This is a genomic window from Adlercreutzia rubneri (assembly GCF_009755265.1).
Taxonomy (GTDB): domain Bacteria; phylum Actinomycetota; class Coriobacteriia; order Coriobacteriales; family Eggerthellaceae; genus Adlercreutzia; species Adlercreutzia rubneri.
In genome coordinates this window covers 262,538-275,049 of the sequence record NZ_WPOO01000001.1, presented here as the reverse complement: position 1 = coordinate 275,049, position 12,512 = coordinate 262,538, and the positions used below count along the sequence as shown (strand labels likewise).

12 protein-coding genes are annotated in these 12,512 nt (G+C 65.6%); 10 read left to right on the top strand and 2 right to left on the bottom strand.

The annotated features are described in order from the left end of the window. The first annotated feature begins 135 nt into the window (after window positions 1-135). The 8 genes from GO707_RS01200 (at window position 136) to GO707_RS01165 (ending at window position 8,164) form a co-directional block, all read left to right on the top strand. Window positions 136-672 (top strand): rubrerythrin family protein, encoded by a 537-nt coding sequence (locus tag GO707_RS01200; protein WP_157011661.1) that lies wholly within the window; start codon window positions 136-138, stop codon window positions 670-672. A gap of 457 nt (window positions 673-1,129) precedes the next feature. Next, window positions 1,130-1,726, top strand: coding sequence for a bifunctional pyr operon transcriptional regulator/uracil phosphoribosyltransferase PyrR (gene pyrR, locus GO707_RS01195; RefSeq protein WP_157011658.1), 597 nt, complete (start codon window positions 1,130-1,132; stop codon window positions 1,724-1,726). 4 nt (window positions 1,727-1,730) lie between these two features. Next, on the top strand, window positions 1,731-2,675 hold the full coding sequence (locus GO707_RS01190; RefSeq protein WP_114539020.1) for an aspartate carbamoyltransferase catalytic subunit: 945 nt from the start codon (window positions 1,731-1,733) through the stop codon (window positions 2,673-2,675). Then, complete coding sequence (locus GO707_RS01185; protein WP_157011656.1) at window positions 2,659-3,951, top strand: dihydroorotase; 1,293 nt, start codon at window positions 2,659-2,661, stop codon at window positions 3,949-3,951. Before GO707_RS01190 ends, GO707_RS01185 begins: the two co-directional genes overlap by 17 nt. A 273-nt stretch (window positions 3,952-4,224) precedes the next feature. Continuing rightward, window positions 4,225-5,226 (top strand): ABC transporter substrate-binding protein, encoded by a 1,002-nt coding sequence (locus tag GO707_RS01180; RefSeq protein ID WP_114539022.1) that lies wholly within the window; start codon window positions 4,225-4,227, stop codon window positions 5,224-5,226. Between the two features lie 12 nt (window positions 5,227-5,238). Then, window positions 5,239-6,237: a FecCD family ABC transporter permease gene (locus tag GO707_RS01175; RefSeq protein WP_114539023.1), complete on the top strand. Its 999-nt coding sequence runs from the start codon at window positions 5,239-5,241 to the stop codon at window positions 6,235-6,237. Continuing rightward, the gene (locus GO707_RS01170; protein ID WP_114539024.1) at window positions 6,230-7,234 is read left to right on the top strand and encodes a FecCD family ABC transporter permease; all 1,005 of its coding nucleotides are present in this window, start codon (window positions 6,230-6,232) and stop codon (window positions 7,232-7,234) included. Before GO707_RS01175 ends, GO707_RS01170 begins: the two co-directional genes overlap by 8 nt. A 15-nt stretch (window positions 7,235-7,249) precedes the next feature. Beyond that, window positions 7,250-8,164 carry an ABC transporter ATP-binding protein gene (locus GO707_RS01165; protein WP_227069537.1) on the top strand — a complete coding sequence of 305 codons (915 nt, stop codon included), beginning with the start codon at window positions 7,250-7,252 and terminating at the stop codon, window positions 8,162-8,164. A 46-nt stretch (window positions 8,165-8,210) separates the two neighbouring features. On the opposite strand, the gene GO707_RS01160 is transcribed toward GO707_RS01165, so the two are convergent. Together GO707_RS01160 and GO707_RS01155 are read right to left on the bottom strand one after the other, a co-directional pair. After that, window positions 8,211-8,636: a type II toxin-antitoxin system PemK/MazF family toxin gene (locus tag GO707_RS01160; RefSeq protein WP_114539025.1), complete on the bottom strand. Its 426-nt coding sequence runs from the start codon at window positions 8,634-8,636 to the stop codon at window positions 8,211-8,213. Continuing rightward, on the bottom strand, window positions 8,623-8,913 hold the full coding sequence (locus GO707_RS01155; RefSeq protein ID WP_114539026.1) for a type II toxin-antitoxin system RelB/DinJ family antitoxin: 291 nt from the start codon (window positions 8,911-8,913) through the stop codon (window positions 8,623-8,625). The genes GO707_RS01160 and GO707_RS01155 overlap by 14 nt, the downstream gene beginning before the upstream one ends. Before the next feature lie 420 nt (window positions 8,914-9,333). On the opposite strand from GO707_RS01155, the gene GO707_RS01150 reads away from it, so the two are divergent. Beyond that, window positions 9,334-10,842: a zinc-ribbon domain-containing protein gene (locus GO707_RS01150; protein ID WP_114539027.1), complete on the top strand. Its 1,509-nt coding sequence runs from the start codon at window positions 9,334-9,336 to the stop codon at window positions 10,840-10,842. Between the two features lie 2 nt (window positions 10,843-10,844). Continuing rightward, on the top strand, window positions 10,845-12,485 hold the full coding sequence (locus GO707_RS12510) for a zinc ribbon domain-containing protein (RefSeq protein ID WP_114539028.1): 1,641 nt from the start codon (window positions 10,845-10,847) through the stop codon (window positions 12,483-12,485). Window positions 12,486-12,512 lie beyond the last annotated feature (27 nt).

Below are 12,512 nucleotides of genomic sequence, written 5' to 3'. Positions count from 1 at the left end.
GGGGGTGCAATGGCGAAGTTACGATTACCCAACTCCTTAAGGTTAGCCGCCGCAACTCGCGGCGCCGAGTCTCACTATAGGTAGGACGATACGGCGCCCGCGCGAGCGAGGCCGTGGTGAAAGGAGTTGGAACCCATGGAACTTGAGAAGTCCCAGACATGGAAGAACCTGGAGAGCGCGCTCTCCCAGGAGGCCGTGGCCTACTGCGAGTACACGTTCTACGGCCAGCAGGCCGCCAAGGACGGCTACAAGCAGATCTCCGACATCTTCAACGAGACCGCCGACAACGAGCTGCACCACGCGAAGCTGCACTACAAGAAGATGCACGGCGGGAAGGTACCCGGCACGCTCGACAACCTGAAGGCCGCCGCTGCTAGCGAGGACGAGGAGGTCGGCATCTACACCGACTATGCCAAAACCGCCCGCGAGGAGGGCTTCGCCGATCTGGCCGACTTCTTCGAGGGCCTGGCCGCCATCGAGAAGAGCCACGAGAACCGCTACCAGCTGCTCATCGAGCGCATCGAGAACGACGAGGTGTTCCGCCGCAAGGAAGTGAAGGTGTGGGTGTGCACCGTGTGCGGCCACATCGAGATCGGCACCGAGCCCCCCGAGAAGTGCCCCGTCTGCGAGCACCCGCAGGGCTACTTCGAGATCAAGGCCGAGAACTTTTAGATTCCGTCGTTGCTGACGCAACAACGGGAATTCTCGACGCTGCGGCTCCGACAGGCACCTGCCCTTCGCATTCAGCGCTTTCCCTCACGGCCCCAAGGCCGCTCGGCCGCGCTTCAAGCGAATTGCAGGCACCTGTCGGAGCCTCGCTGACTTCCTTGGGCGAACCTGTGGCCATCCCATTTTCGCCTTTTTAGAAAAAATTCAATACAAGGCTTGCAAGTCATCTTTCTGCGGTGTATGGTGCAACCGTCCTTTAAATGCGGTACAGAGAGGCCGACAAGGTAACCCCAATCAGCGCAGCGCCCGTCAAGCGGGCGGCAAGCGCAACGACGCAGGAAGCCTAGTCGCCAGACGGGCTTTTTCTTTTGCCCGCGCGGCGGCACGAAGCTCGCGGAAAACTCGGACGCGGGGCTTCGCGGACTCGTCTGTACGCACTGACCTTACGAAGGGAGTGTGTATGAACGACGAGAGCATGGTCAAGTCGGTCTGCATGGATGCAGACGACATCGAGCGAGCGGTGACGCGCATGGCGCACCAGATTCTCGAGGCCAACAAGGGCGCGGAAAACCTCGCGCTCGTGGGCATCGTCACGCGAGGCGACCTTCTCGCGAAGATGCTCGTTCACAAGATCGAGGAGATCGAGGGGGTCAAGGTTCCCCTGGGCAAGCTGGACATCAGCTTCTATCGCGACGACTTCGCGACCCATATGTCCCCCGAGGTCCATTCCACCGACATCCCGTTTAGCATCGACGGCATGACCATCGTGCTCGTGGACGACGTGCTGTACACGGGCCGCACTATCCGTGCGGCGCTGGACGCCCTCATGGACATCGGCCGCCCCGCCGCCGTGGAGCTGGCGGTCCTCGTCGACCGCGGCCATCGCGAGCTGCCCATCCGCGCCGACTTCGTGGGCAAGAACGTCCCCTCGTCCTCCAGCGAGAACGTGCGCCTGTTCTTGGAGGAAGTCGACGGCATCTCGGCCGTGGAGATTCTGGACATCGAGCCGGGCAAGCGCGCAGGCGCCGCTGCCCTGACGAAAAAGGAAGGTGAGTAGGTCCATGGCCTTCGATCACAAGCACCTCATCGACATCACGGAGTACTCCGCCGATGACATCATGACCATCCTGGAGACGGCCAAGACCTTCAAGCAGGTCAACGAGCGGCGCATCAAGAAGGTACCGACGCTGAAGGGCTTCACCGTCGTGAACATGTTCAACGAGCCCTCCACCCGCACCCGCTCCTCCTTCGAGATCGCCGAGAAGCGCCTTTCCGCCGACTCTCTGAACTTCGGCGGTTCCTCCACGGCCACGGTGAAGGGCGAGAGCCTCGTGGACACCGTGAAGACGCTCTGCTCCTACAAGATCGACTGCATCGTGGTGCGCGACCGCTGGGCCGGCGTGCCCCGCAAGATCGCGGATGTGTCCGGCGTGTCGGTCATCGACGCCGGCGACGGCAAGCACCAGCATCCCACCCAGGCGCTGCTCGATCTGTACTCCATCTGGGAGGAGAAGGGCTCCTTCGACAACCTGCACGTGGGCGTGGTGGGCGACATCTCGCACTCCCGCGTGTGCGGCTCGCTCATTCCGGCGCTCAAGATCATGGGCTGCGAGGTGACGGTCATCGCACCGCCGACGCTGCTGCCCGCGCGCCCCGACATCCTGGGCGCCGACCATGTGACGAGCAACCTGGACGAGGCGCTGCCCGAGCTGGACGTGGTGTACATGTTGCGCATCCAGCGCGAGCGCTTCGAGGGCGCGCCCTACCCGAACCTGCGCGAGTACAACCTGCTCTACGGCCTCACCGAGGAGCGCGACCGTCTTTTGAAGCCCGACGCGTGCGTGTGCCACCCGGGCCCCATCAACCGCGGCGTGGAGCTGGACAGCTTCATGGCCGACCATCCCAAGCGCTCCATCATCCTCGACCAAGTTTACGCCGGCGTCCTCGTGCGCATGGCCGCCCTGTACCTGCTCCTAGGAGGTAGCAACGATGGCATTGATGCTTAAGAACGCCCGTCTGATCGACCCCCAGATCGGCCTTGATGAAGTGGCCGACATCCTCATCCGCGACGGCAAGATCGTGGAGGTGGGCCACGACCTCACCATGGAGAAGGGCGTCGAGCGCGACCTGTCCGGCAAGATCGTCACCCCCGGCCTCGTGGACATGCACGTGCACTTCCGCGATCCGGGCCAGGAGCAGAAGGAGGACATCGCCTCCGGCTCCCGTGCGGCGGCCCACGGCGGCTTCACCGCGGTGTGCACCATGCCGAACACGAGCCCGGTGGTCGACGACGCCGTGGCCGTGGAATATGTGAAGGCCCGCGCCGCGGCCGTGGGGAAGTGCCGCGTCGTGGTGGCCGGCGCCTGCTCCAAGGATCTGAAGGGCGAGGTGCTCTCCGACATGGGCGACATGTACGCCCACGGCGCGCCGGTGTTCACCGACGACGGCCACGGCATCCAGGACGCCGGCATGATGCGTCGCGTCATGGACTACGCCAACCAGTTCGACACCGTCATCATGGCCCACTGCCAGGACGACTCGCTCGTGGCCGACAGTCAGGTGAACGAGGGCGTGGCGAGCACGCGCCTGGGCATGGTGGGCTGGCCGGCCGAGGGCGAGGAGCTCGAGATCGCTCGCGACATCGCGCTGTGCCGCCTGACGGGCTGCCCGCTGCACATCCAGCACATCACCACCAAGCGCGGGCTCGATCTGGTGGCCGCCGCCAAGGCCGAGGGCCTGCCGGTGACCTGCGAAGTGACGCCGCACCACATGTTCCTCACCGAGGACGCCATCACCGCCGAGTACCAGACCGCGCTGAAGGTGAACCCGCCGCTGCGCACCGCCGAGGATGCCGCCGCGCTCATCGAGGGCCTCGCGAATGGTACCATCGACGCCATCGTCACCGATCACGCGCCCCACACCGATTGGGAGAAGGACCGCGAGTTCGAGCTGGCGCCCTTCGGCATGACCGGTCTTGAGACCTCGCTCTCCCTCGTGCTCACGAACCTCGTGCGCGCCGGCGTCATCGACTACGGCCGCATGATTCAGGCCATGGCCGTCGCCCCGCGCGAGATCCTGCGCCAGGAGCCGGTGAAAATCGAGGCCGGCAGCGTGGCCGACCTCACGGTCATCGACCCGGAGGCCGCCTGGACCGTGGAGGTGGGCGACTTCTACTCCAAGGCCAACAACTCCGGCTTCATCGGAGCCGAGCTTACGGGCCGCGCCACCGACGTCTACGTCGGCGGCTACGCCACCATGGAGGACGGCAAGATCGTCGAGTAGGTACCTGCCGACAACCAATGTCTTGCCTGGAAGGGGCCGTCTTCGGACGGTCCCTTCTCGTTTTCCCGCCTCAAGGGTGCTTTACGGGAAAGCGTCGGCTGGGCAACAGGCGAGGGGTAGACGCGGGAGTGGGGGGAGCTCCTGCCTAGAATGAGGCTAGCCGGTTGTGGATGTTTCCCGAAGGACTTGCATAAAAGTAAGCCAGTGATAACATTTGGCGCCATAAGTTCGCTGAAACTAACTGATTGCTCAGCTTTAGGAAAGGATGTGCTCATGCCCCCGATTTCCCGTCGCACCTTCGCAGCCTTCCTCGCTACCGCTGCCTTGACCCCTGTGCTCGGCGGCTGCTCCTCTTCTGCCGGCTCCTCTGCGGAAGGGGAGGGCACCGCGACGACCGATGCCGGCGCTTCTAACGCCGATGCCGCCGCAAGCGCTGCCACCCGCACCGTGGACACCGACAAGGGCCCGGTGGAGATTCCGACCAACCCCCAGACCATCGTCAGCGACTACTACCTCGGCGAGTTTCTGGCCGTGGACGTGAAGCCCGTCGTCGCGAGCCCCTACGCCCTGAACAACCCCTTCCTCGCCGGGCTGTGCGACGACATCGAGGCGCTGAACACCACCTCGGCCGAGACCTCGCTCGAGATGATCGCCGAGAAGCAGCCGGATCTCATCGTCACCATCACCGAGGCCGACTACGACAAGTACGCCAAGATCGCGCCGACGGTCTACATCGCCGATGGCACGCGCTCCGACGAGGATCTGTTCCGCTACATCGCCGATTTGGTGGGCAAAAAGGATGCCGCCGAGGCGTACATCGCCGAGTTCAACGACAAGGTGGCCACGGTGAAGGACGAGATCACAGGTATCGTGGGCGACCGCACCGTGTCCATTCTGGAGGTGTGGCCCCAGGAGATCTACACCATGGGCAGCCACTTCGCCCGTGGCGGCTCCATTCTTTACGATATGTGGGGGCTGAAGGCGCCCGAGGCCATCCAGGGCCCCATGGTAGAGGGCGACGAGGCCTACAAGGTGATCTCCGTGGAGGCGCTGCCCGACTACGCCGGCGACTTCATCTGCTACGGCGTGCTGGACGGCGCGGACTCGGCCTACGTGGACGACTCGCAGCTATGGAAGAACCTGCCCGCCGTCAAGGCCGGTCGCCTCATGCCCTACGAGCAGGTGGCCTTCATGCACCGCGACCCCATCACGCTCACCAACCAGCTCGAGGCCTTCACCGACTTCTTCCGTGCCCATGCGGATGCGGCGGCCTAGCAGGGACGCTTCGTGTCGCGCCTCAGGACATCGATCTTCCTGATCGGGGGAGTCGTCGCGGTCGCGCTGGCCGCGGGGCTCTCCCTGTTCTTCGGCAGCACCCCCATTCCGCCCGACCAGGTGCTGGGGGCGCTCTTCTCGCCGGATATGGCGAATCAGGAGCACGTGGCCATCCTTGAGCTGCGCGGGCCCCGTACGGTGGGCTGCATCCTCGTGGGGGCGGCCTTCGCCGTGGCCGGCGCCGTCATGCAGGGCGTGACCCGCAACCCCCTGGCCGACTCGGGGCTTCTGGGCATCAACGCCGGGGCCGCCTTCGCGCTGGCGCTGTGCCTGGCGCTACTGCCGGGTATGAGCTTCGCTGGGGTGGTGGGGTGCTCGTTTGTAGGCGCCGCCTTCGCCCTGGCCGTGGTCTTCGGGGCCGTGAGCTTCCGCCGGCGCAACATGGATCCCGTCCTGCTGGTGCTGGCGGGCTGCGCAGTGGGGCTCTTCCTCACGGCGCTCGCCCAGGGCGTGGCCATCTTCTTCAATATCGGCTACTCGCTCACCTTCTGGACCGCCGGCGGCGTGGCCGGCATCCGCGCCGACACACTGGCCATGACCGCTCCGTTCATCGTGGCGGCGCTGGCGGCCTCCTGGGCGCTGGCGCGGCGGGTGACGGTGCTCTCGCTGGGCGAGGAGGCCGCCTCGGGGCTCGGCGTGAACGTGGGGAAATCCCGCACGCTGTGCTTGCTCGTGGTGCTCGTCCTGGCGGGAGCGGCCGTGGCCCTGGCCGGGCCGGTGGCCTTCGTGGGCCTCATGGTGCCGCACATGGTGCGCCGCTTCGTGGGATCGGACTACCGGGCCGTCATCCCCGCCTCCATGGTGGGAGGGGCCCTGTTCATGCTGCTGGCCGACGTGCTCGCCCGCACGCTCATGGCGCCGAGCGAGATTCCCATCGGCGCCATCTTCGCCATCGTCGGCGTGCCGTTCTTCATTTGGTGCGCGCGGAGGGAGGCGACCGGCCTTGACTGAGCGAAAGAAACGGCTGCGCACGGGCGCGGTGCTGGCGATCCTCGCCGTGTTGGCGCTTTTGGCCCTGTGGTGCGACATCAACGCCGGCTACCGCAGTATTTCCTTGGAAGAGCTGGGACAGATCCTCTCCGGCACGGCGAGCCGGAGCCTCACCTACACGCTGGTGGACCTGCGGCTGCCCCGGGTGCTCACCTCTCTTCTGGTGGGCGTGGGGCTGTCGCTTTCCGGGTGCCTTCTGCAGGGCGTCTCCCGCAACGACATGGCCGACCCGGGCGTGCTCGGCATCAATGCCGGCGCGGGGCTGCTCGTGGCCGCCTTCGTCGTCTTCGTGCCCGCGGGGCTTGTTCCCTCCGCCGTGGCCCTGCCCCTGCTCGCCTTCGCGGGCTCGGCGGCGGTGGCCTTCCTCGGCTGGAGGCTGTCGGTGGTGCGCGGCGCCTCCAGCCCGCGCCGGCTGCTGCTCATCGGCGTCGCTTTGGCCACGGGGCTCTCCAGCGCGACGTCGCTGCTCATGCTGCGCATGTCCGACGGCGACTACGCCTTCGTGCAGAACTGGATCGCCGGCAGCATCTGGGGTGCCAGTTGGGAGAATGTGGCCATCCTCGCCGTGGGGCTGGCACTGCTCACGGCCGGCGCCCTCTACGCCTCGCGCACACTGAACGTGCTGGGACTCGGCGAGGCAGCGGCCACGGGACTCGGCGTGAACGTGCCCCGGGCCCGCGCTGCCCTCACCGCCGTTGCCGTGGGGGCATCGGGGCTCGCCTGCGCCGTGGGCGGCGGCCTCACCTTCGTGGGGCTCGTGTGCCCGCATATGGCGCGGCGCCTCGTGGGGCCGAACTTCCGGACGCTCGTGCCGGCATGCGTGCTCGTGGGCGCGGTGCTCATGCTCCTGGCCGACATCATCTCGCGCACGCTGCTCGCCCCCAACGAGATTCCCGTCGGCATCGTGGCGGCCGTCATCGGCGCGCCCTATTTCCTGTACCTGTTGGCGAGATCCTAGGAGAAGGTGACGCTTGTGAAGAAGCCGAACGCAGCGGATTTCCGCGATTCCCCCCGCGAAGGCGCTTCCGGGGCATTCGAAATCGGCGGCGAGCCCTTGCTCTGCGAGACCTGCGACCGCACCTGCGAGCGCTTCTCGGACGCGGCCCTGCGCGGCGAGGCCGTGTCGGTGGGCTACGGCGACCGTGTCATCATCAAGCCCATGGACGTGGCCGTGCCCGCGGGAGAGATCACCTCCATCATCGGCCCGAACGGCTGCGGGAAATCCACGCTTCTAAAGGCGCTCTCGCGCACCATGCCCCTGCGCGGCGGGGCAGTGTACTTAAACGGGACGGCCATCGCCACCATGCCCACGGCCGAGGTCGCCCGCCAGATGGCGCTTCTGCCGCAATCGCCCCAGGCGCCGGCTGGGCTCACCGTGGGCGAGCTGGTAGCCCTTGGCCGCTACCCGCACCAGAGGGGCTTCGGACGCCTGACCGACGATGATCGGCGCATCATCGACTGGGCCCTTTCCATCACGCACTTGGACGGCCTGGCCGAGCGCCCCATCGACGCGCTTTCCGGCGGCCAGCGCCAGCGGGCCTGGATCGCCATGGCGCTCGCCCAGGACACGGGCCTCATCCTTCTGGACGAGCCCACCACCTACCTGGACATGGCCCACCAACTGGAGGTGCTGGAGCTTCTGCAGACGCTCAACCGCGACCAGGGCAAGACCATCGCGCTCGTCATCCACGAGCTGAACCTGGCCGCCCGCTTCTCCGACTGGATGATCGCCCTGAAATCCGGCGCCATCCGCGGCGCGGGCACGCCGGCCGAGGTGATGACCCCGGCCCTCCTACGCGAGGTCTTCGGCCTGGACGCCCTCATCGCCCCCGACCCCTGGACCGGCCGCCCCAGTCTTGTGAGTTACCGCCTGGCAGGGGAGGAATAAACCGTTGGATGCTCTGGAGCTTCGGGCGAACTTTCCGGCGTGCTCTCTATGCGTGTCCTAGGCGAACGCGAGAACCTTCTTCTCCTCGGCGCATTGCACCAGGTAGAGGTTTATCAGGTTCTGGTAAGGGATGCTGATTGACCGAACCCAGCGCAGCACAAACAAGCTCGTAGGTCGAAAGGGACAGTTGCCCGAGCGGTTCGTCCCTCAAAAGCTTGTCGCGACGCACCTCCACAAGGGGCTCGACTTGCACCCAGGAGGGCCGACGGAGTCCGCAGGATTCCCAGTCGGAGATCTCGACGAAATCGGACAGTCCGTAGTTTGCCGACGTCGTTACCTTCGCGGTAATGACGCTCGCCTTTCCCGAAGCGTCCAAGATGACAACGGGTCGCACCTTGCCCACGCCTTCGTGGTCGGCGAACTCGTCGTAGGCGAGCCAGATGTCGCGCGGCGCGGGATCACACGAGGTCATCGTAGAGCCCCTCGTCCTCTGGGGCGTCCATCCAGGCCGGAAGGACGGTGACGCCCGTGGCGGGATCCGGGCGCAGCGTCTCCCGGCCCGTCAGGACGGGGGAAGGCTCGGGGCGCAGGTCGAAGGGGAGGCCGCCCACCTCGACGGACTTGCGCATGAAGAGGTTGAAGGCCTCGCTTAAGGTGAGACCCCATCGGTCGTAGACGCGCCGGGTCTGCCGCTTCAGCTCGTCGCTCGTGCGGAACTTTATCTCGGCGTCCTTCGTTGCAGTTGGCATGATGCACCTCCTTGTTGTAGCCCCAATGTTACCACAAGAGGGCATGCGTCTGAAATGGGGGGCAGCAGGCGGTGCTCTGCTGTGGACATAGGCTTGTCGCGCATTCCGTTAGCGAAAAATTCCTGATGGCGTCGCCAAGCTGTGCTAAACTTGCCGACATGCTGTTAACGAAGCGCACATATACGTGCCTGGGGGGTCTCACCGCTAAGTCGGCCCGAACCTTCGCGCGCTAGCGTAGCATTCCCGCGGGACGCGTTCCCGCAGCAACCGAGTAGATACAACCGAATAGAGAGCTTCGAGGCCCAAGGGTTCTTGGGTTCTTTTGCGCTTTGGAGCGGGAAGGGGCCATGAGCGGGCTTTCCACGACTTTATCGATCTGATGGACTGAAGCAGATATCCGAGAAAGGAAGGTAGGCACGTATGTTCTGTCCTAAGTGCGGGAATGAGATCGCGGAGGGGTCGGCCTTCTGCGGGAAGTGCGGGGCGCCGGTGGGCGCTCAGGCGGGCGGTTCGGCCCCGGTCGGGGGCGCGCAGGGCGCGGCTTCAGGCAGCGCGGGGGCCGGGGCGCCGACGCCCAAGAGGAACGGCGCCAAGATCGGCGCCATCGCGGCCGTTGTCGTGGTTGCGTTGGTGCTCGTCGCCGGGTTCGCGACGAACTGGTTCGGGCTCGCAGGCGTGCAGCCCAAGGAGGCGGTGGAGGTTCCCGCCGCGAGCCAGGGCGCGGACGAGGCGCAGGGCGCGAACGCGGCCGACGGCCAGAGCGCCGATGCTAACGAGAGCGCGGGCGACGCCCAGGGCGGCTCCCAGGATGCGACCGGCGCGGCGGTGAAGTCGGCGGTGGAGGCCTACACGTGGGACGAGCTTTCCCGGATCTCGGCCGAGATCGGCGCGGCCGGCGACGAGGCGGCGGCCATCGAGGTGGCGAAGAAATACAACCTGTGCACGCCCGAGGGCAAGCTGGACGGCACCCAGGTGAAGTCGGTGGCGCTGGCCGACGGCACCCAGACCACCGTGCAGATCGTCGGGTTCGCCCACGACGACAAGACCGCGGGCGGCAAGGCCGGCATCACGTTCATCTTCGGGGATTGTGTAGGCGAGGCGCCCATGAACTCGACCGACACCAATGCCGGCGGTTGGGAGGCCTCCCAGATGCGCGCCTATCTCAACGGCGACTGGCGAACCCAGCTGCCCCAGGATCTGGACGCTGTTATCGTGCCAGTCGATAAGCTCTCCAACAACGTGGGCGAGACGGATGCAGTATCTGCGGTAACGACAACATCCGATGCCCTTTGGTTATTTTCGCTATCAGAGCTTGCAGGTGCCGTCCCCGCAGGTCGTACAGGGGAGGGCTATGGCCTTTTGAGGAGGGCTATGTGGACGTTCTGGATGCAGCGGGATCGCAATACGGGCTTTTCTGCGACATGGGCGTGGGCATGGGAAACAGCGAAAATGCCTGCCTCGTTAAGACGCGCACAGACACGTACGCTTTCTGGTGGCTACGTACCTCGGAGCCACGCGACGGGTACTGCTTTCTGCGTGTCGACCAACACGGATATACACCTTCGGGATCCGACGGTGCTAGCTGCGCAAATTACATGGTTCCTGGCTTTTGCATTTAAGCCCATCCAAGTATCCAAGAACCTGCACGCACGTGACGCGAACAGGCGGAAAGGGCTTCCAATGAGCAGCGCGTTTCTTATCGAAGCTGGAATCATCGGTGGGCCGGTGGGAAAGGAAAGGATTCGCATGGGATTTCTGGACAATGTGACCTCGGCGGTGAACCGGAGGACGGCGGCCGCGGGGCGCGGCGCCGACAAGATCAAGCTGAACGCCCGCATCGGCGAGCTAAACAAGCAGCGCCAGGGGCTGGCCGCCCAGCTGGGGACGAGCCTGTACGAGGCCGCGGCGAACGAGAAGGACGGGGAGTAGCCATGTTCTGCACCAATTGCGGCAACCAGATGCTGGACGGTTCCAAGTTCTGCACAAAGTGCGGCGCTCCGATGGGCGCCCTGGCGCCGGAGGTTCCGGCAGAGGGTGCGTCCGCGGGCGGCGCGGACGCCGGGGACGCTCCCGCCCATGGCGGCGCGACCCAGGGAGCGGCTGCTGCTGCCGGCCCTTCGCCGGCCCCTTCCAAGAAGAAGCGCACCGGTCTTGTTGTCGGCATAGCCGCGACGGTCGTGGTGGCGTTGGCGGCGGTGGGCATCGCGGTGGCGAACCCGTTCGCCGCGCCCGCCCCGGAGCCGGAGCTCGGGTCCGTGCAGGCGTCAGACCCGCAGCCTGCGCCTGAACCCGCGCCCGAGCCCGAGTCGGATCCCACGGCCGATCCCGCGGCCGAGCCGGCGCTCGCTATTCCGAACCGCTACTTCATCTCGAGCACCAACTTCCATCCAAGCGGCACTTACGACGTGTGCCTCACCGATCTCGAGGGCAACGAGGTCGTCTTCGAGAACCCCGACATGAGGCCCATGGGCGGCTTCTCGGAGGGCAAGGTGCTCGTCACGTGGGAGACGAGCGAGTACGACGAGGAATGGGACACCGAGTTCGACGAAATGATCCACTATGGCCTGGTGGACGATACGGGCGCCCTGGTCGTCGACCTTACCGATCTCGTCCACGGCTACGGATACACTTTCCAGGGCAATCTACAGGATGCATCGGTGACCAACTCTCCCACTTACGCCGACGGACGACTCGTTCTCTTCATCGAGTGGAGCGGCGGCAGCTACGGAGCCGTCGTCGTCCTGGACGAGCAGGGGAAGGTCGTGTTCACCGTCGGCGACGCAGAGGCCTTCCAGTTCGCCGACGAGGGCGCGGCCGGCCGGGAATTCACCTACAACCTCGCCATGATGAATGCCCCCGACTGCTATCGAGACGGCGTCCTCGCACTGCAGGGCATCGACGGAGCCATGTTCCTCGATGTTGACGGCAACGTCCTCTACCAGGCCGAGGGCTACCCGACTTCGATCGGCGGCGGCTGCGTCATTCCCGACGATTCTGGTACCGTGGTGACGGACTACGCGAGCAACGTGCTGTTGGACATCGCCTCGTTCAATGTGGAGGGCGACATCGACGGCGCGGCTTTCACGGGCGACCAGGTTTCGTCGGGCGGCGTGGTGTGCGTGCGCGCCGAGAAGGTGAACCCCCACGGAGGCGCCAACAAGAATCTCGTGGGGCTGTACAGCGTTTCCGCCAAGAAGTGGATCGTTCCTTTGGCCGAGGGTTCGCTGAGCTTCACTGCCGCCGACGGCCTCGTCTACGTCACCGCGGACTCGAAGGAGCGTCTGATCGAGGGCTACGGCGCCGAGGGTGACGGATCGTCCGATGCGTACAGCTGTCTGATGGACTTGCAAGGCGCCATCGTCGCTGACGCCGCTACGCTGGCCGCCTCGGGGGCTGACCTTTCCGCAGATTTCGACGGGCGTTACCTGCAGGATGGGTACTGGCTTCTCGGGGAAAGGGAAGGGGGCCTTGTGGCCTACGCCGAGAATGGTAAGGTCGCGGGCATCGCGCCGGCTCCGGAGCACGGCGTCGATGTAACGCTCTATCCGGATACCGAGCCTTGCTACACTTGATGGTTCTGCGGCATCGACGCACAATTC